Annotated in this window: 20 protein-coding genes; 15 read left to right on the top strand and 5 right to left on the bottom strand. The window is 73.5% G+C overall.

The genetic code is table 11. The features are described 5' to 3' along the window. The first annotated feature begins 80 nt into the window (after window positions 1-80). Window positions 81-431: a DUF397 domain-containing protein gene (locus ACQEU6_RS12570; protein WP_499331632.1), complete on the top strand. Its 351-nt coding sequence runs from the start codon at window positions 81-83 to the stop codon at window positions 429-431. Between the two features lie 88 nt (window positions 432-519). On the opposite strand, the gene ACQEU6_RS12565 is transcribed toward ACQEU6_RS12570, so the two are convergent. Continuing rightward, on the bottom strand, window positions 520-1,680 hold the full coding sequence (locus ACQEU6_RS12565) for a LysR substrate-binding domain-containing protein (RefSeq protein ID WP_499331630.1): 1,161 nt from the start codon (window positions 1,678-1,680) through the stop codon (window positions 520-522). 411 nt (window positions 1,681-2,091) lie between these two features. After that, on the bottom strand, window positions 2,092-2,301 hold the full coding sequence (locus ACQEU6_RS12560) for a hypothetical protein (protein ID WP_499331629.1): 210 nt from the start codon (window positions 2,299-2,301) through the stop codon (window positions 2,092-2,094). Between the two features lie 118 nt (window positions 2,302-2,419). Between ACQEU6_RS12560 and ACQEU6_RS12555 the strand changes: the two genes are divergently transcribed. From ACQEU6_RS12555 to ACQEU6_RS12505, 11 genes are all read left to right on the top strand, one after another. Further along, a complete protein-coding gene (locus tag ACQEU6_RS12555; protein WP_499331627.1) occupies window positions 2,420-3,247 on the top strand; it encodes an acyl-CoA dehydrogenase family protein in 828 nt (275 codons plus the stop codon). A 66-nt stretch (window positions 3,248-3,313) separates the two neighbouring features. After that, window positions 3,314-4,555: an SfnB family sulfur acquisition oxidoreductase gene (locus tag ACQEU6_RS12550; protein WP_499331626.1), complete on the top strand. Its 1,242-nt coding sequence runs from the start codon at window positions 3,314-3,316 to the stop codon at window positions 4,553-4,555. A gap of 167 nt (window positions 4,556-4,722) precedes the next feature. Then, window positions 4,723-5,196, top strand: coding sequence for a flavin reductase family protein (locus tag ACQEU6_RS12545; protein WP_499331625.1), 474 nt, complete (start codon window positions 4,723-4,725; stop codon window positions 5,194-5,196). Window positions 5,197-5,252: 56 nt separating this feature from the next. Continuing rightward, window positions 5,253-5,765: an NADPH-dependent FMN reductase gene (locus ACQEU6_RS12540; protein ID WP_499331624.1), complete on the top strand. Its 513-nt coding sequence runs from the start codon at window positions 5,253-5,255 to the stop codon at window positions 5,763-5,765. A 421-nt stretch (window positions 5,766-6,186) separates the two neighbouring features. Continuing rightward, the gene (locus tag ACQEU6_RS12535) at window positions 6,187-7,035 is read left to right on the top strand and encodes an ABC transporter permease (RefSeq protein ID WP_499331622.1); all 849 of its coding nucleotides are present in this window, start codon (window positions 6,187-6,189) and stop codon (window positions 7,033-7,035) included. Continuing rightward, window positions 7,032-7,796 (top strand): ABC transporter ATP-binding protein, encoded by a 765-nt coding sequence (locus ACQEU6_RS12530; protein ID WP_499331621.1) that lies wholly within the window; start codon window positions 7,032-7,034, stop codon window positions 7,794-7,796. The genes ACQEU6_RS12535 and ACQEU6_RS12530 overlap by 4 nt, the downstream gene beginning before the upstream one ends. Window positions 7,797-7,812: 16 nt before the next feature. Next, window positions 7,813-9,381, top strand: a complete 1,569-nt coding sequence (locus ACQEU6_RS12525; protein ID WP_499331620.1) for an FAD-dependent oxidoreductase — start codon at window positions 7,813-7,815, stop codon at window positions 9,379-9,381. Beyond that, window positions 9,378-9,722: a 4Fe-4S binding protein gene (locus ACQEU6_RS12520; protein WP_499331619.1), complete on the top strand. Its 345-nt coding sequence runs from the start codon at window positions 9,378-9,380 to the stop codon at window positions 9,720-9,722. Before ACQEU6_RS12525 ends, ACQEU6_RS12520 begins: the two co-directional genes overlap by 4 nt. Before the next feature lie 36 nt (window positions 9,723-9,758). Beyond that, window positions 9,759-10,730: an ABC transporter substrate-binding protein gene (locus ACQEU6_RS12515; RefSeq protein ID WP_499331618.1), complete on the top strand. Its 972-nt coding sequence runs from the start codon at window positions 9,759-9,761 to the stop codon at window positions 10,728-10,730. Continuing rightward, window positions 10,727-12,277 (top strand): FAD-binding protein, encoded by a 1,551-nt coding sequence (locus ACQEU6_RS12510; protein WP_499331617.1) that lies wholly within the window; start codon window positions 10,727-10,729, stop codon window positions 12,275-12,277. The genes ACQEU6_RS12515 and ACQEU6_RS12510 overlap by 4 nt, the downstream gene beginning before the upstream one ends. After that, on the top strand, window positions 12,274-12,618 hold the full coding sequence (locus tag ACQEU6_RS12505) for a 4Fe-4S dicluster domain-containing protein (RefSeq protein ID WP_499331616.1): 345 nt from the start codon (window positions 12,274-12,276) through the stop codon (window positions 12,616-12,618). Before ACQEU6_RS12510 ends, ACQEU6_RS12505 begins: the two co-directional genes overlap by 4 nt. A 41-nt stretch (window positions 12,619-12,659) precedes the next feature. Here the strand turns inward: ACQEU6_RS12505 and ACQEU6_RS12500 are convergent, their stop codons facing one another. Continuing rightward, window positions 12,660-13,766, bottom strand: coding sequence for an epoxide hydrolase family protein (locus tag ACQEU6_RS12500; RefSeq protein WP_499331615.1), 1,107 nt, complete (start codon window positions 13,764-13,766; stop codon window positions 12,660-12,662). A 129-nt stretch (window positions 13,767-13,895) separates the two neighbouring features. After that, window positions 13,896-14,663 carry a phosphotransferase gene (locus tag ACQEU6_RS12495; RefSeq protein ID WP_499331613.1) on the bottom strand — a complete coding sequence of 256 codons (768 nt, stop codon included), beginning with the start codon at window positions 14,661-14,663 and terminating at the stop codon, window positions 13,896-13,898. A gap of 247 nt (window positions 14,664-14,910) precedes the next feature. On the opposite strand from ACQEU6_RS12495, the gene ACQEU6_RS12490 reads away from it, so the two are divergent. After that, window positions 14,911-15,372, top strand: coding sequence for a hypothetical protein (locus tag ACQEU6_RS12490; protein WP_499331611.1), 462 nt, complete (start codon window positions 14,911-14,913; stop codon window positions 15,370-15,372). Between the two features lie 40 nt (window positions 15,373-15,412). Further along, complete coding sequence (locus ACQEU6_RS12485; RefSeq protein WP_499331610.1) at window positions 15,413-17,122, top strand: serine/threonine-protein kinase; 1,710 nt, start codon at window positions 15,413-15,415, stop codon at window positions 17,120-17,122. 49 nt (window positions 17,123-17,171) lie between these two features. Here the strand turns inward: ACQEU6_RS12485 and ACQEU6_RS12480 are convergent, their stop codons facing one another. Beyond that, window positions 17,172-21,893, bottom strand: coding sequence for a HEAT repeat domain-containing protein (locus ACQEU6_RS12480; protein WP_499331608.1), 4,722 nt, complete (start codon window positions 21,891-21,893; stop codon window positions 17,172-17,174). A gap of 295 nt (window positions 21,894-22,188) precedes the next feature. On the opposite strand from ACQEU6_RS12480, the gene ACQEU6_RS12475 reads away from it, so the two are divergent. Further along, complete coding sequence (locus tag ACQEU6_RS12475) at window positions 22,189-23,877, top strand: serine/threonine-protein kinase (protein WP_499331606.1); 1,689 nt, start codon at window positions 22,189-22,191, stop codon at window positions 23,875-23,877. Window positions 23,878-23,930 lie beyond the last annotated feature (53 nt).

Raw genomic sequence — 23,930 nt, 5'->3', positions numbered from 1 at the left:
TGTAATTCTCCGGATCTGGACATGACCATGCTCCCCGCGTATAGTAAGGGAGCAAATTTGTGTGCCCGCATGGATTGTTTATGTTCGGTAATTGTCGGCGATCACGTGAGCGTCGCGGAATCCAGCCGATCCGGCCGCCAAGGGATCGGGCTCGCGGACACCGCCGTCCTCTCCCACTGAGAACCACCGCGATGCTCCCGAGGACGGAAGAGGTAATGGGCGGTCAAGGAGACTGGGACCAGGCGTCCTGGCGCAAGAGCAGCAGGTCTGGCGCGGATCAGCAGGCGGGATGCGTCTCTATTGCCGTTTCCGCCTCGTGCGGAGCCATTCGGGACACCAAGAATCCTCGTGGGACGACCATCGTCCTTCCCAGGGCCGTCTTACGCACGATATTGGAGGAGATCAAGAACGGCGCCTTCGACCTTGGTTGACGTGCCGGCGTCATCGGCGGGAGGCGCGGCGGCCACCGATGCCGCTCGCGCGGCCCGCTGCGGGATCCGCGCCTCCGCCTGCGTTCACTCAGCCCCGGAAGCCGTCGGCCTTGACCGTGTTCATGAACGTGCGCCAGGAGTTCATGGACAGCGACAGTCGCGGGCCCTCGGGGTCCTTGGAGTCGCGGATGGCGCGGGTGCTGCCGATCGACGCCACTTCCACGCATACCGCGAGGTCGGGGTCACTACTCCGGCTGCTCTTTCTCCAGACTGGCGCGGACGCATCGGTATGAGTCATGAGTAAATGCTCCTTGTGAACTGATTCGACGCCGCCAGAAAGCACATGAGGCCGTGTCCGACGGCACTTGGCGGGAGATAATCTATCGTATGGACCAGATATTTCTCGCCAATCCGAGTCCAAGTCCGGGCTCGGATCGCATCGATATTGTCCGACAAAAAGCTTATGGCTGACATTTAACGTCAAAAAGCAAAATATCCTCGAAGTTCCCATTTCTCTGGTCGATGCGAGCGGTGCCCGGTGGGCGGCCGCCGTGCGATCAGGCGGGGTGGAGGTGGGCGGCCTGGGTTCGGAGTAGGTAGAGCATGTCGTGGACGTGGTGGGGGAGGTGGCGGGTGCGGGCGCGTTCGGCTGCGAGGAGGACGCCGAGGCCCTCGGCGACCATGGCCTTGCCCATCTCGGCACCGCGTCCAGCCGGGCGAGCGGGCTGTCGGTGCGGCAGCAGACGACGGCGCGCCCGCGCAGCAGTCCGACGGCCGCGAGGTCCGGGGGCGGGTCGTCGCCCTCGATGGCGTTGATGAGGCCGAGGTCGAGCCCGCCGCCGCGCAGCGCGTCGCGGATGTCGGACTGCTGGGCGGTGACCAGCTCCACCTGCGTCCCGGGGTGCGCGGCGCGGAACTCGCGCATCGCGGGCGTGACGAGCGGGACGGTCGCGGCGTTCACGGTGCCGACGCGGATCATCTGCCGCGATCCGGCCTGGTCGTCGGCGGCCGCGCGGAGCCGGTGCACCGCGTCCAGCACCTCGGCGATCCAGGGCGGCAGCTCGCGGCCGCCGGCGCTGACCCGGGCGCCGGCGCGGTGGCGGTCGAGCAGCGTGACGCCGAGCTCGCGTTCGAGGTTGCTGATCGTCTGGCTGAGCGCGGGCTGGGACAGGTGAAGCGCCTCGCTGGCCCGGCGCATGGAGCCGAGCCGGGTGACGGCCGCGACGCATTCCAGCTGTTCGATCCGCATCGGGCCTCCGCCGGTGACAGGTTTCCCTTATCGCCCCGTCGCGAACGCCGCATCGACCGGCGGCGGGACGGTGCGCACAATCCTAACTATGCCTGTAGGGAATATTGAGAATAAGGCGGAGCCGGTGGGGTTCGCCTACGGGGTTCCGAGCGCGTGCTGCCGCTGGTGCGCGAGCTGGAGGCCGCGGACGCCGGACGCGGCGAGCCGGCGCGGACCGGGGCCTGACGCGGCCATGCGCCTGGTCCGCCGCCGCCACATCGACCTGCTGAGGATCTGCAGCGCCCTGTGTCGCGAGACCCCGCGTCCACGACCGGTCAGCATCCCAGGAGGAGAGGCAGAGGCATGTCCGTCAACACCGAGCAGCAGACCTTCACCGGCCACCGGGGCCGCGGCGAGCGTTTCGCGGCGGCCCTACGGCGCGCCGACCTCGTCGCCGCCGAGCTGCGTCCGACCGGCGCCGAGCGCGACCGCGCCAACCGGACCCCGCGCAACGAGGTCGAGATCCTGCGCGCGCACGATCTCCTGCAGGTCCAGGAGCCCGTCGAGTACGGCGGCGACGGCCTGTCCTACGCGCAGGCGTCCCAGATCACCCGACCGGATCGCCCGCGGCGACACGTCCATCGCCCACCTCGTCGGCTACCACTACGCGCAGACCCGCGTCGCGCAGCTGTTCGGCACGCCGGAGCAGGCCGACGCGCTGTCGCGCCGCAACGGGCAGGAGAAGCTCTTCTGGGGCGGGGTGCAGAACCCGCGCGGCGGCTCGGACCTCGTCCTGACCCGCTCCGGGGACGGGTTCCGGCTCGACGGGCGCCGTTCGTTCGCGTCCGGCGCGAGCCTCGGCGACCACCTTTCGGTGACCGCCTCCTACGAGGGCGAACTGGTGTTCCTCTCGCTGCCGGCCGGGCGGCGGGGATTCCGCGCCCTCGGCGACTGGGACAACATCGGCCAGCGCCTCACCGACTCCGGCGGCGTCGAGTTCGACGGCGCCCGCGTCGAACGCGCGGAGATCCTCGGGCCCGACCCCCTCGCCGGGCGCGCCCCCACCGCCTACCAGACGCTCGTCACACCGCACTGGCAGCTCGCCTTCGCGAACTTCTACACGGGGACGGCCGAGGGCGCCCTCGACGAGGCGCTCGACTGGACGCGCCTGCGCGCGGCCGCGTGGGAGACCTCGGGCGTGGACAGCGCCACCGAGGACCCCTACGTCCTGCAGGCCGTGGGGGAGGTCCGCAGCGAGATCCGCGCCGCGGCGCTGCTCGCCGACCGCGCGGGGGAGGCCCTTCAGGCGGCGCTGGACATCGGCCCGCCGCTCACCGAGGAGCAGCGCGCCGAGGCCGCCGTCGCCGTCTACGAGGCGAAGTACCTGACGACGAAGGTCGCGCTGGCGGCCGCGTCGCGGCTGTTCGAGATCCAGGGGGCGCGGGCGACCACCAGCGCCTACGGCTTCGACCGGCACTGGCGCAACCTGCGCACCCACACGCTCCACGACCCCGTCGCCTGCAAGGCGCGCGAGGTCGGGGACTGGACGCTGAACCGGCGCGCCCCGCAGTTCTCGCTCTACCGCTGAATCGACTCCGGTCCCGTGGCGACCCGTCCATTTCCGCCACGGGACCGGACCCCCGAAGGGAGACCCATGACGACGGCACCCGCTTCCCCCCGGACCGGGCCGACGACGACCGCGCACGTGATCCGCTCCGGCGAGGAGGCCGTGGAGGCCGCCCGCGAGCTCGCCGGCTCGTTCGCCGAGCAGGCGGCGGAGCGCGACCGCGAGCGGCGCCCGCCGGTCGCCGAGGTCGCGGAGCTGTCGGCGTCGGGGCTGCTCGGCATCACCGTCCCGGCGCGGTTCGGCGGGGCGGAGGTGAGCGTGGCCGCGCTGACGGAGGTGTTCCGGACGCTCGCCGCGGCCGACGCCAGCATCGCCCAGATCCCGCACAGCCACTTCGTGTTCCTGGAGGCCCTGCGCCGCCAGGGCGCCGAGGAGCAGCGGGCGCGCTACTTCGCCGAGGCGCTGGCCGGCGTGCGCTTCGCCAACGCGCAGTCCGAACGGGGCGGGCGGACGGCGGCCGAGGACGCGACGACGCTGCGCCGCGAGGGCGGCGGGTACGTCCTCGACGGCGAGAAGTACTACAGCACCGGCGCCCTCTTCGCGGACCGGCTGGTGGTCCGGGCCGTCCTCGCCGGAGAGGCGCCTCTGCCGAACGGCGCCGCCCCCAGGGCGCTGGCCTACATCCGCCGCGACGCCGAGGGCGTCACGGTCGAGGACGACTGGGACGGCATGGGCCAGCGCACCACCGCGAGTGGAACGGTCCGGCTCGACGGCGTGCGCGTGCACGCCGGCGAGGTCGTCCCGTACAGCTCCCTCTTCGACGGGCCGACCACCTACGGCGCCCGCGCCCAGGTCCTGCACGCGGCGCTCGACGCCGGCATCGCCCGGGGCGCGCTCGGCGCCGCGGTCGCCGCCGTGGCGCGGGCGCGGCCGTGGTTCGAGAGCGGGGCCGAGGCCGCGGCCGGGGACCCGCTGGTCGCCCAGCAGGCAGGCGAGGTGGAGATCGCCGTCCGGGCCGCCGAGGCGCTGCTGCGCGAGGCCGCGGACGCGGTCGACGCCGCCGAGCGCGAGCCCACCGGCGACGCCACCGCGCGGGCGTCGGTGGCGACGGCCGTGGCGAAGGCCGCCGCGGCCCGCGCGTCGCTGGAGGCGTCGTCGGCGCTGTTCGAGCTGGGCGGGACGCGCTCCGCGGCCGACTCGCTGAACCTGTCGCGCTACTGGCGCGACGCGCGCACGCACACGCTTCACGATCCGGCTCGCTGGAAGGTGCAGCACGTGGGCCGCTGGCTGCTGTCGGGCACCCCGCCGCCGCGTCACGGCCAGCTCTGAGCCCGGTTCCCACCCCCGGCCGGCCGAGGCGGGCCGGGAGAAGGAAGGCACACTGTGACCCTCACGTTCCACTGGTTCCTGCCCACCTACGGCGACTCGCGCTCCGTCGTCGGCGGCGGGGGCGCCGGCACCGGGCTCAACGCGTTCCTGCCCAAGGAGACGCCGGCATGACGGCCGTGGAACCGGAGCTGCGCCGCGTCTACGGCGCCTACCCCACGGGCGTCGCGGTGGTGGCGGGACTCGTGGACGGCCGTCCGGCCGGCATCGCCGCCAGCTCGTTCGTCCCGGTGTCGCTGGAGCCGCCGCTGGTGTCGGTGTGCGTCGCGCACACCTCCACGACCTGGCCGCTGCTGGGCGGGCTGCCCCGCATCGGCATCAGCGTGCTCGGCGCCCACCAGGAGCACATCGGGCGGCGCCTCGGCGCCCGCACCGGCGACCGGTTCGCCGGCGTCGCCTGGCGCTCGACCGCCGGCGGCTGCGTGCTGGTCGAGGGCGCGCCCGCGTGGTTCGACTGCACCGTCGAGCAGCGGGTCCGGTCGGGCGACCACGACATCGTCGTCTTCCGCGTCCACGACCTGGACGCCGCCCACGACGTGCCCCCGCTGGTCTTCCACGCCGGCGCCTTCCGCAGACTGGGCTGACGAGCCGCCGCTCCGGCGGCCGTCCACGCGCCACGAGTCCGAGAGTGGGAGTCGCCGTGAGCCTCTCTGTCCTGGTGGGAAACCCGCGACCGCGATCCCGCACGCTGCGGGTCGCGCTCGACGCCGCCGCCGCTGTCGCCGAGCGGATCGGGCACGCGGATGCGGCGCAGGTCGTCGACCTGTCGGCGCAGCCGTCCGACCTGCTCGGCCCCGCCCCGTCGCCATGGCTGCGAGACGCCCTGGACCGCGTCGCGGGCGCCGACGTCCTGGTGGTCGCGAGCCCCACCTACAAGGCCACCTACACCGGCCTCCTCAAGCTGTTCCTCGACCGCCTCCCCGGCGGCGCCCTCGCCTCGACGGTGGCCCTGCCGCTGCTGGTGATGGGCGACCCCAAGCACTCCCTGGCGGTCGAGGTGCACCTGCGGCCGCTCCTGGTGGAGCTGGGCGCGACCGTCCCGACGCCGGGGCTGGCGTTCCTGGAGTCACAGGTCCCCGCCGCCGCCGACGTGCTCGGCGCGTGGGCGGACCTGGTCGCCCCGCAGGTGTCCGCCGCGCTCGCGAGCAGGTGAGGGGCGCCGGGCCGACCTTCCGTAGAGGGCGCGCCACGGTCCGTCCGCCTGGAGGTTTCCGGGCGGTGTGATCTGCGTAACCGTGGCGCCGGACGGCGGAGAGGGTCGCCAACGGGATATTCCCAGGTAAAACGGTAGGTTTTATGGGAAAAGGAGTCTCCGGAGGCTGTCTTCGCAGGTGAAGGCGACTTTTTGGGGGCTTCACAGGGACGGATGCCGAGTGCATGCTGAGGACATGAACGCAGCGAAGGTCCTGGTGGCGAGGCGCCACGTCGACCTCCTTCGCGTGTGCAGCGCGTCCTGTTGAGCCGCTCTTTCGTGCGCCGACGCCACTGACCGGCGAGCCCCCTCTTCCACCGGCCGCCCCCCTGCGCCGGGACCCTGCCGCCTTCCTTCCGTTCTCCTCTTCCGGAGGTGCCTCGTGTCCACCCACCTGCTCGATCCGCCCCGCTCGGCGATCCCCGAAGCGGCGCGCCCCGCGGCCGCCGCCCGGTCCGGCGCCGCGCTGCTGTCCCTGCTGCGCCGGGCCCGCAAGGTCAGCGGCATCGTCGCCGTCCTCGCCCTGTGGGAGGCCGGCGCCCGCGCGGGCTGGCTCGGCAGCACGACCCCGCCGCTCAGCGACGTCGCCGTCCGCGGCTGGGAGATGGCGGCGTCGGGCGCGCTGTTCCAGAACCTCGGAGTCTCCCTGGCGCGGGTGCTGAAGGGACTGGCGATCGGGCTGCCGGCGGGCCTCGTCCTCGGCCTGCTCTCCGGGCTGTTCAGGATCAGCGAGGACGTCATCGACGCACCGGTCCAGGCGGTCCGGATGCTTCCCCACCTCGCGCTGGTCCCGCTGTTCATCATCTGGTTCGGGATCGGCGAGACGTCCAAGGTCGGCCTGATCGCGGTCGGCGTCGTCTTCCCGCTCTACATCAACGTGTTCCACGGCATCCGGGGCGTGGACGAGCGGCTGGTGGAGTCGGCCCGCACCTGCGGGCTCGGCCGTCTCGGCCTCGTCCGGAAGGTCATCCTGCCGGGCGCGCTCCCGCAGATCCTCGTGGGCCTGCGCCTGTCGCTCGGCGTCGCCTGGCTGACGCTCGTCGTCGTGGAGCAGTCCGCGACGGCGAGCGGCATCGGCTTCGTCATCAACCAGGCCACCCAGTTCCTGCAGATGGACACGGTCTTCCTGGTGCTCGTGGTCTACGCGCTGCTCGGCGTGTCGACGGACCTGCTGGTGCGGCTCATCGAGCGGCGCGCCCTGGCGTGGCGGAGGGGGCTGGTGGCGCGATGACGGCGACCGCCCCGAGCGGCGTCCGCGTCCGCGGCCTCCGGCGGGTGTTCGGCGAGCGCGCCGTCCTGGACGGCGTGGACCTCGACATCGCGCCCGGCGAGTTCGTCGCGCTGCTCGGCGCGAGCGGCTCCGGGAAGAGCACGCTGCTGCGCGCGCTGGCCGGGCTGGACGGCGAGGGCAGCGGCGAGATCGACGTCCCCGGCAGGCGGGCCGTCGTCTACCAGGAGCACCGCCTGCTGCCCTGGAGCCGGGTGTGGGACAACGTCGTCCTCGGCCTGCGGGGACGCGACCTGCGTCGGCGGGCCGAGGCGGCCCTGGCCGAGGTCGGGCTGACGGCCCGCGCCGACGCGTGGCCGCTCACCCTGTCCGGCGGCGAGTCGCAGCGCGTCGCGCTGGCCCGGGCGCTGGTGCGGACGCCCGACCTGCTCCTGCTCGACGAGCCGTTCGGGGCCCTGGACGCGCTCACCAGGCTCAACGCCCAGGCGCTCGTCGCCGACCTGTGGGCCGAGCACCGGCCGGCGGTCCTGCTGGTCACCCACGACGTCGAGGAGGCGCTCCTGCTCGCCGACCGCGCGCTGCTGCTCGCGGACGGCCGGATCGAACGGGAGTACACCGTGGACCTCCCCCGGCCGCGGTCGCTGGACGATCCGCGGTTCATCGCGCTGCGGCGCGACCTGCTCGACGGGCTCGGAGTGCGAACCGTCCTCCAGCCCCCACCCACCGCCATTCAACCGACGAGCTCCGCTCGACGGACCGTCTGACTACCAAGGAGGCATCATGACCGACCTGACCGCCGATGTGCTCGTCGCGGGCGGCGGACCCGCCGGCGCGTGGGCCGCGATCAAGGCGGCGGAGGCCGGCGCGGACGTCGTCCTCGCCGACAAGGGCTACCTCGGGACGAGCGGCGCGACGGCGTCGGCGGGCACCGGGGTCTGGTATGTCGAGCCGGAGCCGGAGGCCCGGGAGGCGGCCATGGCCGGCCGCGAGGCGCTCGGCGGATACCTCGCCGACCGCGGGTGGATGGCCCGCGTCCTCGACCAGACGTACGCGAACATGAACGAGCTGGCCGAGATCTCCCGGTACCCGTTCCCGGTGGACGCGAACTGCCGCCAGATCAGGCGCGGCCTGCAAGGCCCCGAGTACATGCGGCGGATGCGCGTGCGGGTCCGCAGGGCGGGGGTGCGGGTCCTCGACCACAGCCCGGTCACCGAACTGCTCGCGGACGGCGCCGGGGCCGTCGCCGGCGCCGCCGGGTACCGCCTGCGCGGCGACCGGCCGTTCCGGGTCCGGGCGGGCGCGGTCGTGCTCGCCACCGGCGGATGCGCCTTCCTCAGCAGGGCTCTGGGCTGCGACGTCAACACCGGGGACGGCGCCCTGTTCGCGGCGGAGGCGGGCGCGGAGCTGTCCGGCATGGAGTTCTCCAACGCCTACGCTATCGCCCCGGCCTTCACGTCCGTGACCAAGACGGCGTTCTACACGTTCGCCACCTTCTACCACGCGGACGGGACCGTCCTGGAGGGGGCGGGCAGCCAGCGGGGCCGATCGGTGATCGCCCGGACGCTGCTCACCGAACCCGTCCTGTGCCGCATCGACCGGGCCACGCCCGAGGACCAGCGGGCGATGCGGCTCGCGCAGGCGAACTTCTTCCTCCCCTTCGACCGGCAGGGCATCGACCCGTTCACGGACCTGTTCCCCGTCACCCTGCTCGCCGAGGGGACCGTCCGCGGCACCGGCGGCATCCGGATCGCCGGCGCCGACTGCTCCACCACCGTGCCCGGCCTGTACGCGGCGGGCGACGCCGCCACCCGCGAGTTGATCTGCGGCGGCTTCACCGGCGGCGGGAGCCACAACGCCGCGTGGGCGATGTCGTCCGGCACCTGGGCCGGGCAGGGCGCCGCCCGGTACGCCGCCGGACTGGGAGGGCGGGCCGGAGCGCGGACCGTGCACGCCCTCGGCGAGGCGGGCGTCCGTCCTGAGGGCCCGGCGACCGGAGGCCACGCCGACTACGTCGCCGCCGTCCAGGCCGAGGTGCTGCCCTACGACAAGAACCTGCTGCGGCACGGCGGGCGCCTCGAACCGGCACTGGACGTCCTGGACCGGACGTGGCGGCACCTGCGCGGGACGCTCCGCGAGGAGGGCGCCGGGATCGTCCGGGCGCGGTCGGCCGCCGCGATGACCGCGCACGCCCGCTGGATGTACCGCGCCGCGCTCACCCGCACCGAGACGCGGGGCATGCACAAGCGCCAGGACCTGCCCGACCAGGACCCGGCCCAGCACCGCCGGCTCGTCACCGGCGGCCTCGACGAGATCTGGACGCGTCCGGAGGCCGTGGCGGTGGCCTCGTGATCGAGATCGTCTCGCGGGAGCGGTGCATCGCCTGCGACAAGTGCGTGGACGTGTGCCCGACGAACGTCTTCGACCGCGGCGCGGACGGCGTCCCGGTCGTCGCCCGGCAGAGCGACTGCCAGACCTGCTTCATGTGCGAGGCGTACTGCCCGGTCGACGCCCTGTTCGTCGACCCGCGCTCGCACGCGCTGCCAGAGCCCCCGGACGAGGCGGCGCTCGCCGCCGACGGGACGCTCGGCGCCTACCGCGCGCAGATCGGCTGGGGCCGCGGGCGCACCCCCGGCGCCAGGCTCGCGATCGGCCCGTCGCTCAACCGGTCGGGCACCCCCCTCACCTCCTGACACACGACTCGACAGACCCCCGCGAAAGGCAGCAACGTGAGATTTCCCCGAGTTCTGGCCGCCGGCCTCCTCGTCCTCGCCGCGACGGCGTGCGGCTCCTCCGAGGCCGACAGCGGCTCCGGGACGCTCCGCGTCGGAGTGATCGGGTCGGGGGTCGGCAACAAGCTGACCCGCGCCGTCGGGTTCCTCGACGAGCGCGGCGAGCTGCTGCCGGAGCTGAAGGCCGCCGGCATCACCAAGATCAAGGTCGCGACGTTCCCGAACGGCCCCGACCTGAACCAGGCCCTCGCCGGCGGCTCCCTCGACATCGGCCAGTACGGGGACACCCCCGCCCTGATCGGCCGGGGGCAGGGACTGCCGACCCGGCTGCTCTCGCTCAACTCGGTCCGGCTGGACGCCGCGATCGTCGCCAGGAAGGACGGCGGGCCCGCGTCCCTCAAGGACCTGGAGGGCAAGCGGATCGGCGTCCAGACCGGTTCCTACATCCACCGCTACCTGCTCGGCGCGCTGGAGCAGGCCGGGGTGAAGCCGAAAGAGATCATCCACATGTACACGCCGGCGATCATCGCGGCGCTGGAGAAGAACTCGATCGACGCGGGCGGCCTGGTCTCCGCCGACCAGGCCGCGCAGGAGCAGAAGGGCTACAGGTCGATCGACGTCGCGTCCCGGGACCATCCCGACCTGCTCGGCACGTCCGTCACGGTGGTGACGGAGAAGTACCTGGCAGGGCACAAGGACATCGTCCAGGCGTGGCAGAAGGCCGAGACCAGGGCGGTGCGGGTCGCCAAGGCCGACTGGCCCGGCTACACCGCGTACGTGGCCGAGACCGGCGGCTACGCCCCCGACATCTCGATCAAGACGACGCTGAAGGACCAGCTGCCCGACGAGCCCTTCCCCGCGGAGGGGCTGAAGCTGCTCGAAGGGACCAAGACCTTCCTCGTCCAGCAGGCGCTCATCAAGAAGGACTACACGCTCGGCTCCTGGCTGGCGCCCGGGGCCAGGCCGTGACCCGGCTGGACACCGACGTCCCCGTCCTCGGCGGCGGGCCCGCGGGGGTGTGGGCGGCGCTCGCCGCGGCGGGCGCCGGGGCCCGGGCCGTCCTCGCGGACAAGGGCTACTGCGGCACCAGCGGCCCGACCGCGTCGGGCGGAAACAACCTCTGGTACGTCCCGCCGGACGCGCGGGCCCGGGCCCGCGCGGTCGACGAGCGCTTCGAGCAGGGCGGCCGGCTCGCCGACCGCCGCGTCATGGCGCGGGTCCTGGACGAGACCTACCGCCGTGTCGACGACCTCGCCTCCTTCGGGTACCCGTTCCCCGTCGACGAGGACGGCGTCGAGCGGCGGGGCAGCCTCCAGGGGCCCGAGTACATGAAGCGGATGCGGCGCCGCGTGCACAGGTCGGGGGTGGTGATCCTCGACCACCATCCCGCGCTGCGGCTGCTCGTGGACGACTGGGGCGTCGCGGCCGGCGCCTCCGGCATCGCGCGCCAGAGAGGCGGGGAGACCTGGACCGTCCGCGCGGGCGCGGTCGTCCTCGCCACCGGCGGCTGCGCGTTCCTCTCCGGCGCGTTCGGCACCAACGTCGACACCGGTGACGGGCATCTGATGGCCGCCGAACTGGGCGCCGAGCTGTCGGGCATGGAGTTCTCCAGCGCCTACGCGTTCTCCCCGGCGCACGGTTCGCACACCAAGGGCCTGATGATGCAGTTCGCGACGTACTACGGCGAGGACGGCGCCCCGATCGACGTGCCGGACCCGCTCGGTGCCAGGATCCGCGTCGCGGAGCGGCTCGCGGCGGGGGAGAAGGTGTACGCGCGCCTGGACAAGGCGCCCCCGCAACTGCACGAGGCGATGCGGCACGCCCAGCCGAACTACTTCCTGCCGCTGGACAAGGCGGGGATCGACCCGTTCCGCGACCGCTACGAGCTGCGCATGGTGCTGGAGGGCACGGTCCGCGGGACGGGCGGCCTGCGGATCGTCGGCGACGACTGCGCGACGACCGTCCCCGGCCTCTACGCCGCCGGTGACGTCGCGACACGGGAACTGGTGTCCGGCGCCGTCAGCGGGGGCGGCGCCTACAACGGGGCGTGGGCGATCTCATCGGGCACCTGGGCCGGCCGCGGCGCCGCCGGGTTCGCGGCGGGACGGGCACGTCCGCACGCCGTCCCGGCCGGCCGCGCGGGCCTGCTCGCCGGACGGCTCGACGCGGCGGCGGTCATCCGCGCCGTGCAGGACGAGATGCTGCCGCTCGACCGCAACCTCTTCCGGACACGCGACCGGCTTCGCGACTCCCTCGGCTCCCTCGACGCGCTCTGGGAGCGGATCACGTCCCAGGGCATCGCGGGCACCGGTCGCGAACGACTCCGCGCGAGGTCGGCGGCGGCGATGGCGGCGCACGCCCGGTGGAGCTACCGCGCCGCTCTGGCCCGTCCCGAGTCCCGGGGGATGCACCGGCTGGAGCGTCTTCCGCAGCTGCCGCGCTACGAGCACCGGCGCCTCGTCGGAGGCCTCGACGAACCCTGGACCGCCGCCGAACCCGAGGAGGCGACGGCATGATCGAGGTGGTGAGCGCGGACCGCTGCGTGCGCTGCGACGTGTGCGTCAAGGTCTGCCCGACGGACGTGTTCGACCGCGGCCCGGACGGCGTCCCGGTCGTCGCCCGGCAGAGCGACTGCCAGACGTGCTTCCTGTGCGAGGCGCACTGCCCGACGGACGCCCTCTACGTCGCGCCGTTCGCCGGCCCGGCCCCGGCGGGCTCCCCCCACACCGACGAGGGCGCGCTGGCCGGCGCGTTCGGCGACTACCGCCGCATCGTCGGCTGGGGCCGCGGCCGGACCCCGGGCAGCCGCGCCGACCGCAACCACATCTTCACAGAACGCCTCCGTTCGTCCCCCTGACCTCCGGATGCGGTCACCGGCGAGAGACCGGCCGGTCCCTCCTATCGGGCGGCGACCGGCTGGTCGTCTTCGGCGAGCGTGAGGAAGAAGTCCCGGACGTCCTCGGCGAACAGGTCCGGCACCTCCATCGCGGCGAAGTGGCCGCCGCGCTCGAACTCCGACCAGTGCCGGATGTCGTACAGCCGCTCGGCCAGCGGCCGCACCGACTGCGTGATGTCGCACGGGAGGACCGCCACGCCGACGGGCACGGGGCAGGGAAGGGACTGCCGCGGAGCGTCGTGGTGCAGCCGCGCCGAGGAGGCCGCGGTGGCGGTCAGCCAGTACAGCGAGACGTCGGTGAGCATCCGGTCGTCGTCGACCTGCGTGCGGGGGTCGGTCCACTCCGCGAAGCGCTCGGCGATCCAGGCCAGCTGGCCGACCGGCGAGTCGGTCAGCGCGTAGCCGATGGTCTGCGGGGTGAGGGCCTGCAGAGCCTGGAAGGGCGGACGGTTCGCCATCAGCTTCCTGACCTTGTCCAGCCGGGCCTCGTCCGCCTCGGACAGTGCGACGCCGGCGTCCGGGTCCGGCCGGGTCGGCAGGTAGTTGACGTGCACCCCGACGACCCGCTCGGGCGCCACGGCGCCGAGCGCCAGCGAGACGCCCGACCCGAAGTCGCCGCCCTGCGCGCCGTAGCGCTCGTATCCGAGACGGCGCATCAGTTCGGCCCAGGCCCGCGCGATCCTGACGACGTCCCAGCCGCGTTCGTGGGTCGGGCCCGAGAAGCCGTAGCCCGGGATGGACGGGATCACCAGGTGGAAGTCGCGGGACAGCGGCTCGACGACGTCGAGGAACTCCAGGAACGAGCCGGGCCAGCCGTGGGTGAGGACCAGCGCGAGCGCGTCCGGCCTCGGCGACCTGACGTGGACGAAGTGGACGTTCTGCCCCTCGATCTCGGTGGTGAAGTGCGGAAGCCCGTTGAGCCGGGCCTCGTGCCCGCGCCAGTCGTAGCCGGTGCGCCAGTATTCGGCCAGTTCCTTGAGCCGCGCCAGCGGCAAGCCGTAGTCCCACCCGGCGCCGGCGACCTCGTTGGGCCAGCGGGTGCGGGAGAGCCGGTCGGTCAGGTCGTCGAGGTCGGACTGGGGGACGTCGACGCGAAACGGCTTGATCATGCTCTGCCTCCAGGATCACCACTTTGTTGGCAGTGCCAACATTGGTAGTGCCAACTATACAGAGATCCGTTGGTCACGCCAACAATGCGTGGCGGCGGCCGGGGGGCGGGCGGCGGTGGAGCCGGTCTCCTACGCTCGCCAGAACGAGGCGGGGAGTGCCTCGATCCCGGCCGCGGCCTGCTCCAACTGCTCGGCGAACGGCCGCAGCTCCGTCTGCCCGGCGTCGGCCAGCCGGTGGATGATGCCGGACTGGCGGCGGGCCCGGCCGACGACGATGCCGGGGAAGGCCCCGCGGTCGCCGTCGTAGCCGTAGCCGTCCAGCAGGACGTGCAGCCGGCGGGCCCTGTCCTCGAACGCCGTGAACCCCTGGAACTCGGCGACATGCCGGGCCTGGAGCGGAACCCAGGTCAGCGCCAGGTGGGCCAGGTCGAACTCGCGCGACGAGGGCCCGGCGGTGTCCCAGTCGACGAACCCGGCCAGACCGTCGGTCTCGGTCCACACCGCGTTGTAGGGCGAGGCGTCATGATGGCCGATGACCAGCCCGGGCCGCCAGCTCTGCCCCGCGAACCAGGCGGCGTCCTCCGAGGGGACGAAGGCCGCCGTCGCGTCGTGCAACCGCCGCATCCACGCGGCCGCCTGCCGCAGCGCCCCGTCCGAACGAGGCCACGCGGGCCAGGGGTGGCCTTCCCCGATGGTGTCGCCGTGCAGGAAGGTCAGGACCTCGCGCCCCTGCTCGTCGTATCCCAGCACCCGGGGCGCGCCTTCGAACCCGACCGCCTCCAGGTGCCGCAGCACCGCGTGCACGGCCGGCGTCCACGGATTCGCCGGACGGTGCACGGTGTCACCGATGCGGACCCCGCCCACGTGCCTGCCACCCGGCAGCGGCTGCTCTTCCATGCCGGCTTTGTAACCCGCGGGCGCGAACTCGCGCATCCGGTTTTCGAGGGAGCGGACTCCCGGTGCTCCGGCCGCGTCCCGCCGACCGCGTCCCGCCGACCGCGGGATCATGAGCCGAGGTCGGCGCGGGGGGAGCGAACGGTAGTACTCTCCGAATCTCGATAATGGTGCGAACCCTCCCCGCCGGGCGGCCGTCACACAGACGCGTGTTTCTTCAGTGTCCGTCCGTTATCCCCCGGAGCTCCCCGTGACCAAGACGATCGCGATCCGCCTGGCCGTCAGCGGCCTGCTCCTCGTCGGCGCCGCCGCGTGCGACGGCGACGGCCAGAAGGAGGGGGCCGTCGCGTCGTCCTCGCCGCCCGCCGCGGCCACGCCCTCCACGGGCGCCCCTGAGTCGACGCCGCCCGCCGCGGAGCCGACCACGAGCGCGCCGACCCCGCGGGCCACGCCCTCCGATCCCAAGGTGACCAACAGCAAGCAGATCGTGATGATCGATCCGAAGGGCAAGCGCTACACGTTCACGACGATGGCGCAGATGGCAGCGGGCATGCGCGTCACCATGGGGGAGAACGCTCCGTCGGGCTTCTGCGAGAAGTCCTACCAGGAGGGGGTGAAGGGAGGCGGGTCGTTCCCGGCGGGACGCGACGCCTTCCTCGCCGCCTGCCGCGAGGGATGGCGCAAGAGCGAACGCTGGATGCGGCAGCAGTAGCGAGCGTACGAGACGCAGCGGAATTGTTGACGGAGGAAACGTGCGTCACCAGGTGTATGAGCCCCTGGCCCAGGGCGACCCCGCCGAGATCGGCGGGTACCGGATCCTCGCCCGGCTGGGCGCCGGCGGGATGGGGCGGGTCTACCTCGCGGGCACGCAGAGCGGACGGAAGCTCGCGATCAAGGTCGTGCGCCCGGAGTTCGCGGACGACCAGGAGTTCCGCCGCCGGTTCGCCCAGGAGGTCACCGCCGCGCAGCGCGTGCAGAACCTCTACACGGCCGCGGTCATCGACGCCGACCTGAACGGCCCGATGCCCTGGCTGGCCACCGTGCACGTCCCCGGGCCGTCGCTCGCGGAGTCGGTCGCGGAGTCGGGGCCGCTGCCGCCGCCGGCGCTGCCCACGCTGGGGGCGGGGGTCGCCGAGGCGCTGCAGAGCATCCACCGGGCCGGGATCGTGCACCGCGACCTCAAGCCGTCCAACGTGCTGCTGGCCGACGACGGCCCGCGGGTCATCGACTTCGGGATCGCCCGCGCGGCCGACGCGACACCGCTCACCCGCACCGGCGGCCTCATCGGATCGCCCCAGTTCATGGCGCCCGAGCAGGTGCGCGGCGACGCGTCCACCACCGCGGTCGACATCTTCGCGTTCGGCACCCTGCTCCATTACGCGGCGACGGGGCTCAGTCCCTTCGGGGAGGGCGACCCGCAGGCGATCATGTTCCGCATCGTCCAGGAGGCGCCCCGGCTCGACCGGTGCCCCGACGCGCTGCGGCCGATCATCGAGCGGTGCCTGGACAAGGACCCCGCCAACCGCCCGTCCGACGCCGAGCTGCTGGACGAGCTCACCGCCATGCAGTCGGCGCAGTCCGCGGTCTGGCCGCCCGAACCGGTCACCGAGCAACTCCGGGCCTATACGCAGATGCCCGCCGCCACCCGGATCCTGTCCGAGCCGCGCACCAGCACGCTCCCGGCGGGCGCCCCCGAACAACCCCAGTACGGTGCTCCCGAACAGCCCCACTACGGGGCACCCGAGCAGTCTCGGTACGGTGCGCCCTCGCAGGTCTCGTACGGCGCGCCGACTCCGCCCCCGCACGGTGGGCCGACTCAGCCTCCGCACGGTGCGGCTGCACCCCCTTTCCAAGGCGCGCCCCCTCGGCCTCCGCACGGCATGGCCACTCCGCCGCCGCTGGTCGTGCACGCTCCGCCTCCGCGTTCCGGGGGCTCGGGCTGCGGCAAGACCCTGCTGCTGGTCTTCGGCGGCCTCGTCGCGCTGCTTCTCGTCCTCGGGCTCGTCGTCAAGCTCGGCCAGTCGGGCAGCGGCGGGAACGGCACGGGGGGCTCCGGGAAGAAGAGCGCGTCGCCGGGGTCCGGCGGCAAGGGCGGGAGCGGGAAGCGGCCCGGCACCCTGCTCGCCCACTACAGCAAGATCGACATCTCCAGCGGCTACACCATCAACTTCAACGAGAACCCGAAGCGCCCCCGGAAGGGCGAGGGCGGCGACATGGAGTTCCTCGTCGGGAACATCCGGGGCGACGGCAAGTTCGGCGCGATCGAGAGCGGTCGGCCCGCGACCTACGAGACCTGCCACAACAACACCAAGTACATCGAGGAGAGGATCTTCCAGCCCGACCGGGGGACCACCTGGTGCGTCTACACCAGGACCGGGCTCCTCGGCATCGTCTCCATCAAGGCCAAGAACTACGAGTTCATGACCTTCAGCCTGAAGGTCTGGCAGGGGCCCGCGGACTGACCACGCCTCGCCCGGTGCGGCCCGTCAGCGCGCCGCACCGGGCCCTCGGTCATCGCGGCCGTTCCTCGGATTCCAGGTCGGCGGTCGTCGCTGATGTGATCGTTTCGAGTACGGAGCCGTAGAGGCGCCGCCTGTCCGGGCGTGCCCTTCCGGCGGCGTGCCTGAGGGCGGGGATCGCCGGCGCGCCGATGAGGGCGAGCCCGTCGGAGGCGGCCCTCCGGACGGCGGGGTGGGAGTGCGCGAGCAGGTCGACCACCGCTGGAACGGCCGGCTTCCACGCCGCATGGCACAGGGTCTTGACGGCCGACCGCACGATGTCGGGTTGCCGGTCGTCGAGCAGCAGCAAGGTCTGCCCCAGGTAGTCCTCGCGGTTTATCACCCTGCGGGAGATCCGGTGGGCGTGCAGCCGGACTCTGGCCTCGGGGTGGCCGAGCGACTCGGTGAGCAGCTCTTCGAATTCGGGATCGCGGTCCGCCGGCCGGTCCGCGCCGTGCCTGCGCCCGCGGGCGTCGTCGTGGCGTTCGGCGAGCAGGGTCAGCGCCCGGCGGATCTGCTCGGGGCCGCCGGTGCGGGCCAGGTGGAACAGGTCCGCTCGGGCCGGACGCCGCTCCGACTCCGGGATCCGGGTCCGGGTGCGAAGAGCCGCGAGGGCCGCGGAGTCCTGCCGGGCGGCGCCCGGACGGCGCAGCGGCCCGTCCGCCAGAACGATCTTGTCCGCGAGGTCGTGGCGTTCCTCCTCGCGCAGCCGCCGCTGCGCCCGGACCAGCGCGGGGGCGGGCTGCAACGCGACACCGGAGATGAGATCGAGCAGCCCCCAGTCCCCGGTGTCGAGGCGGCCGGCCAGGGCCTCGGCCAAGGCGTCGGGGCTCGCCTTGCGCAGGGCCCGCCCGGCCGACGTGTGGAGGGAGGGATCGCCGTGCTCCCACCAGGCCAGCAGCAGCGGGATGAGCCGTTCCACGTCCGGCGGGTCCAGAAGGGCGGCGATGCCGGAGATCCGTTCGCGAGCCGCGTCGTCTCCGGAGCCGAGGTCCCCGGCGGCGCGCAGTTCGGTCTCGCTCATCAGGGTCAGGGCATGCGCGAGGTCTGCGGAGGCGGTGAGGTCGACCCGGCCCGCGAGGAAGGCGCGCAGCGCCGTGAGCCGGAACCGGGGTTCGGGCCAGCTCAGCAGGACGCGGGCCGCGGCTTCGCGCCGGTCCCGCGCGGGATCGTCCAGCAGCTCCAGCAGGCGCTCGCGCAGATCCGCCGACCGGGGCCGGGCCCCGCCAGGACGGGATTCGCGGTCGGTCGGCGCGGGGCGGCGGGCGTCCTCCGCGATGGTCCACGATGGCGCGCCGAGTGGCTGGAGCTCGATCATCCAGTCCAGCAGAACGTCGCGTACCCCGGCGTCGGACCTGGCGAAGCCGCCGATCAGCGCGGTGAGCCGGTCACGTGAACCCGGGGGGCGTCCGCCGGGACCGGGCCGGTCCGCGACGCGGAATCGCCGGAGGGCGTCGGGCGTGCGGGCCGCCGCGGCGAGGTCGTCCCGCCATCGGGCCACGGCGGGGTCCTCGGAAGCCTCGGCGCCGCCACTCGACGCGGACGCGGAGACCGGCCCCGCCTGCCCGAACGCCTCCCGCAGCGCCTCCTCCTCTGCCCGCCACGGGTTCGCGCCCGCGCGGGCGGCGGCGAGCGCCCGCACGAGGTCGGCGCGGGTCAGCACCGCGCCGCATCCGCGCAGCAGCACCAGCAAGGACCGGCCTCCCGCTGCCTCCGGCGGCAGCGCGCGGATCCGCGCGGCGATGTCGAGCCCGTCGCTGGAGGGCAGTCGCGCGACCGTGTCCTCAAGCAGCGCGACGAGGCGGTCGCGGTAGGTCTCGCCGACGTCGGCCAACCCTGCGACCAGCGTCCGCGCCGACCGGGTGAAGGCCTCTTCCTCGTCGGCCGTCCACGGCGGGGGGCAGAGCCGCAGCGTGAGCCGCAGGACCGGGCCGCGCTTCTCCGGTCCTGCGGCGGCCAGCTCCAGCCAGCGTTCCAGCATCGGCCGGAGCCGGCTCAGCCGTTCGGGGGCCGGCTCGCCGGGATCCCGATCGAGCCTCTCCGCGAGTCGCTCTGCGATCTCGGTGTTCCAGCCGCGACGGAGCAGCGCGTCGAGTTCGGCGTCCGGCCGCGTGCGAGGTTCGCGGCGGGCCGGCGGCGCGATGCCCCGGGCCGCCATTCGCTCCGCCAGTTCCGCGGCCGTCCCAGAACCGAGGGCGAGCCGGCCCGCGGCGACGAGGGAGAGCAGACGGGCGCCGGCCGGTGACCCCTGGTCGGCCAGAGCGCCGACCGCACGGGCGGACAGCGAGCGGTCGAGGCCGGTCAGCAGCAGGTCGCGGGTGCGGTCGTCGGCGGCGCGGTCGGCCATCGCGATGACGGTGGCCGCGTAGGCGCCGCCGAGGATCGCCCGCAGCGCGCCGCTGAGCGCGTCGCGCAGGCCGGGATTTTCGTGCCTGCCGAGCCAGAAAAGCAGCTTCGGCACGGCCGCGGGGGACCCGGCGTCGATCAGCGCGGTCGCGGCCGTCTTCTTGACGTTCATGTTGGGGTGGTCGAGGCAGGCGGCGATCGCCGAAGCGGCCCAGCGCGCGCGAGCGTGGCCGAGCGCGAGCAGCGCCTGGCGCGCGGTCTGCGCGTCGGGGGCCGCGGTGAGCGGGATCAGGCTCGCCGACAGCGCCTGCGCGTCCTCGCCGTCGGTGTCGCGGGCGAGGAGCGCGATCACGTGCTTGCGGACATGGCGGTCGCGGTGGCGCAGCAGCGGATGCACCCGTGGCCGGATCTCGCGATGGGACGTCCGCAGGAGCAGGCCGAGCAGGATCATCCGCTCGGCCGCCGTGAGCTCGGGGCGGTCCAGCAGATCGAGCGCGACGCCGGCGACGAGCGCGTCGCCGGCCTCCCGCGCGTCCGCGGCGTCGAGCAGGCAGCGGGGCCTGATCCTCCCTCTCTCGTGGAGGCGGGCGCCGAGGTCGCGAACGGCCGCGACGGCCTCCTGCGGCACCGCCGGTTCCGCGGCGCCTCCGGACGCCGCCGGCGCCCAGGACGCCGCGAGGTCGGACACGACCCGCAGCAGGAGATCGGCGATGATCGGCACGGTGCCCGAGCCGGCGGTCCGCGCCAGCCTGCTCAGGGCGGCCACGGGCTCGTCCGGATCCAGGCCGGCCTGGAGCAACGCCAGTTCCCGTTCGTCCGGGCCGCCGAGATCGGCGGCGATCCGGCCAGGCAGATCCCGCGGGTCGAGCCGGGCCAGGATCGTCCGTCGCCGGTCGGGGTCCTCGGTGAGATGCCACAGTACTTCCAGGGCCCGGTGGCGGACGGGCCGCAGGTAGGCGACCACGCCGCCGTCGTCGTCCGGTCCGTCCAGGCCAAGACCGTCGCGCAGCGCCGCGACCGTCCGGGCGCCGCCCACGGCTTCCAGCGCCTCGACCGCCGCCGACGGCGATCGCGGGAGCGCGGCGATGACGGCCTCCTCGGCGGCCGTGTGGCGCAACGCGCGGACCGCCCGCAGGAAGGGGCGCGGATCCGGCGCGGTGCGCAGCAGGTCGGTGACCTTCTCACCCACCGGCAGGTCCCCGGCGCCCTGGGCCGCCAGAGCGACCAGGAGCTCCAGCCGCCTCGGCCAGTGCGGATCGTCCTCGGCCGCCCGCGTGAGCTCCTGGAGCGCCGCGTGCCGGCACGTGAACAGGACGGTGGCGGCCTCGCCCGCGGGCACCGAGTGGTCGGCGACCGCCAAATCCACGAACGCCGGGACGGCGTCGCCCGCGGGGAAGTGCCCGCGCCGGTGCAGCCCGCGTAGGCACCGGGCAGCAGGCCCGGCCAGCAGCAGCGGGTCGGTGGCGGCGATGCCCAGCAGGTCGCCGATGTCGTCGCGGTCCGCGAGGTCTCCGAGCAGCTCCAGCGCACGTCGCCGCAGCTCCGGGGGCCGGGTCCGGTCGGCGACCACGTCACGGAGCACGTCCTGATGCCCGTGGCGGGCCGCGGCTTCGATCGCGGCGGCGGCCACAGCGGTTCCGCCGGGCCCGGCTCGGAGAAACCGGTACAGGTGCTCCTGCGGCAGCGGATCCAAGGCGGCCCAGGGCTCCGCCATCTCGCGCAGCGCCGCCACGGCGACGTCGACCGCGGCGGCGCTCGTGGCCGGTTCCCCGGCGATCGATCCGGCGAGCCCCACCACGACCCGCCGGGCTCGTTCCGGTGCCAGCAGGCCGGCGTGCACGGCCTCGCGAGCGACCCGCAGGGCCTCTGCCCGCAACACAGGATCGGGCCGGTTCGTCAACTCCCGGGCGAGGCTTTCGGGTTCGTCCACATCAACCACGCTGATCTCGCGGACGGCCTGGTAGAGCAGTTCGCTGCGGGGCTCGTCCCGCAGCGTCTCAGGGCGAGCGGCGATCTCGGCGCCCAGCCAGGCGATCTGGACCCGGGCCGGCAGATCCGCCTCGCGCCACCGCGGCCAGGGCCGGGTCCGGACGTGGGCGCGCAGACGGAGGTGCAGGTGCGCCAAGGCCAGCGCCGCCTCCGGCGAACCGTCGAGCGTGCCCGGCAATGACGCGGCGAACGCGGCCAGTTCGGCACCGTCCTCGACCCGCCCTGCGGCGAGTCGCTCGGCCAGGCATACCAGGCCGAATTCCCGCAGCCGCGGATCCTCGTGCCTGGCGAGAAGCTGCAGGACGCTCGGCGGGCACTCCAGCGGATCGAGACCGGCGGAAAGCTCGTCCGCGTCAGCGCGGCTCATGGCGGCGAGGACCGTACCGTCGACCGACGTCATGCGCTCTCACCTCCGGCTGGATCAGGGAGAGCAGCGTAGCGAGGTCGGTCGCCGAATCCAGGGCGCGGGCCGTTGCGGCGCCCTCCGCAATCCGGGCGAACCCGGCGACCTGCGAGCCGTCCGACGGAGACTTCCCGTAACGGAGTGTGATCATTGACCGCCGCCGCGCAGAATGGCCACAGCTCAGATGCGTCATCCGAGGATCGCGCGGCGTGCGCTCCGACCGGACGATCGGCCTCGCTGGGCTCGTCCTCAAAAAGACATTGGTGTTTGGCAAGCCTGGGGGGCAGGTGGGATGTCCGGCACGGGACTCAGGGAGCTCAAGGCCGCCGATCCGGAACGGGTCGGGCCCTACCGCCTGCTCGCACGGCTGGGAGCGGGCGGGATGGGACAGGTCTACCTGGGCCGGTCCCAGGGGCGGCGGCTGGTCGCGGTCAAGGTCGTCCACCCCCACTTCGCCGACGACGCGGTGTTCCGCCGCCGGTTCACGAAGGAGATCGCGGCGGCGCGCCGCATCCGGGGCTTCTACACGGCCCAGGTGATAGACGCCGACGCCGACGCCGACCCGCCGTGGCTGGTCACGGAGTACATAGCCGGGCCCTCGCTCCAGGACGCCGTCGAGGAGAACGGCGCGCTGCCCGAGATCTCGGTGGCGGCGCTCGGCGCGGGGCTCGCCGAAGGGCTGCGGGCGGTCCACGAGCGCAACGTGATCCACCGGGACCTCAAGCCGGGAAACGTGCTGCTGGCCCAGGACGGGCCGCGGATCATCGACTTCGGCATAGCGCGCGCGATGGACGCGCCCACCCAGAGCCTGACCCTGGTGGGCACGCCCGGGTACATGTCGCCCGAGCAGTTCCTGGGCGGCGACCTCGAACCGGCCAGCGACGTGTTCTGCCTGGCCGCCGTGCTGGCCTTCGCCGCGACCGGCCGCCACCCCTTCGGAGAGGGTCCGCCCGAGGCCCTCGGGTACCGGGTCCGCCATCTGGCCCCGGATCTGACGGGCGTCCCGGCCTCGTTGAGGTCCCTGGTCTCGGCGGGCCTGGAGAAGGACCCGGCGGGCCGCCCGGCGACCGGAGAGTTCCTGGACCGGTGCTCCGCGCTCGTCGCGGACGAGGGCATGCCCCTGCCGAAGCCGTTCACCACCATGATCGCCATGCGGATGGCCGAGACCGAGGTCTTCACGAAGGCCGGCACCGGCGAACTCGGCGCACGTCCTCCACGGGACGAGGGGAGTCAGCCGCCCGCGAGCCGGCCTCCGCCGCCCAGCCCGGCGCCGCGCCCCGGACCCGCGCCGGTGCAGGCTCAGCGTCCACCGGCCAAGGCCGCCGCTGCGGTCGCGATCGCGGCCGGAGTCGTGGGCGTCGTACTCGTGGCCCTGTTCATCGCCGTCGTCGGCGACAAGGGCACCAAGGGATCGGGCAACGACGCCGCCGCGTCGACCTCGGCGACGAGCCGCTCGACCGGCCTCACGGGCCCGGGAACCAGACCCCGGCCGACTCCGACCCCCGACAGCACCTGGAAGGCGTTCGACGACATCTCGATCAACGACTGCCTGGACGCGTCGGGGGACCCCTGGAACCCGGGTGAATGGCTTGAGGACGTGCCCCGAACGGTCTCCTGCGCGCAGAGCGACGCCTACCTGAAGGTCACCGGCGTGGAGAAGACGGGCAGTGCCTGCGAGTCCAAGACGCTCAACGGAGAGTCGTACTGGGAGTCCCCCACCCACGACGGGGGCAGGATCTACCTCTGCGTAGAACGGCAGTTCAGGGACGGCGATTGCTTCCTGGGCAAACAGGGCAGCAAGCCGGGCATGGCGGCCATCAGCGGGTACGGTCTGATGACCTCGTGGAGATGCGGCAAGGGCGACCTCCCGAAGGAATACGACTACGTCCTCCAGTACACCGGCTATTACAAGAGCAGGTGCCCCAAAGGCTCCCTGACATGGGACTTCCGCCGAGGCGTCCTCTGCGCCAAGGTCGTCTGAACGAAACGGGCCGGCGAGACGGTCGTGCGGGGGCCGGGCCGGTTCGGCGCCGG

Origin of the sequence: Spirillospora sp. CA-108201 (assembly GCF_050936235.1) — a bacterium.
GTDB lineage: Bacteria > Actinomycetota > Actinomycetes > Streptosporangiales > Streptosporangiaceae > Spirillospora.
This window is presented reverse-complemented; position numbering and strand designations above follow the sequence as displayed.

What these genes read in the sequence shown, in the direction of transcription:
- ACQEU6_RS12570 (WP_499331632.1), top strand. Translation starts at nt 81, where the DNA reads ATGTTCGGTAATTGTCGGCGATCACGTGAGCGTCGCGGAATCCAGCCG.
- ACQEU6_RS12565 (WP_499331630.1), bottom strand. Translation starts at nt 1,680, where the DNA reads ATGCGGATCGAACAGCTGGAATGCGTCGCGGCCGTCACCCGGCTCGGC.
- ACQEU6_RS12560 (WP_499331629.1), bottom strand. Translation starts at nt 2,301, where the DNA reads ATGGACGTGTCGCCGCGGGCGATCCGGTCGGGTGATCTGGGACGCCTG.
- ACQEU6_RS12550 (WP_499331626.1), top strand. Translation starts at nt 3,314, where the DNA reads ATGACGACGGCACCCGCTTCCCCCCGGACCGGGCCGACGACGACCGCG.
- ACQEU6_RS12545 (WP_499331625.1), top strand. Translation starts at nt 4,723, where the DNA reads ATGACGGCCGTGGAACCGGAGCTGCGCCGCGTCTACGGCGCCTACCCC.
- ACQEU6_RS12530 (WP_499331621.1), top strand. Translation starts at nt 7,032, where the DNA reads ATGACGGCGACCGCCCCGAGCGGCGTCCGCGTCCGCGGCCTCCGGCGG.
- ACQEU6_RS12525 (WP_499331620.1), top strand. Translation starts at nt 7,813, where the DNA reads ATGACCGACCTGACCGCCGATGTGCTCGTCGCGGGCGGCGGACCCGCC.
- ACQEU6_RS12505 (WP_499331616.1), top strand. Translation starts at nt 12,274, where the DNA reads ATGATCGAGGTGGTGAGCGCGGACCGCTGCGTGCGCTGCGACGTGTGC.
- ACQEU6_RS12500 (WP_499331615.1), bottom strand. Translation starts at nt 13,766, where the DNA reads ATGATCAAGCCGTTTCGCGTCGACGTCCCCCAGTCCGACCTCGACGAC.
- ACQEU6_RS12495 (WP_499331613.1), bottom strand. Translation starts at nt 14,663, where the DNA reads ATGGAAGAGCAGCCGCTGCCGGGTGGCAGGCACGTGGGCGGGGTCCGC.
- ACQEU6_RS12480 (WP_499331608.1), bottom strand. Translation starts at nt 21,893, where the DNA reads ATGACGTCGGTCGACGGTACGGTCCTCGCCGCCATGAGCCGCGCTGAC.
- ACQEU6_RS12475 (WP_499331606.1), top strand. Translation starts at nt 22,189, where the DNA reads ATGTCCGGCACGGGACTCAGGGAGCTCAAGGCCGCCGATCCGGAACGG.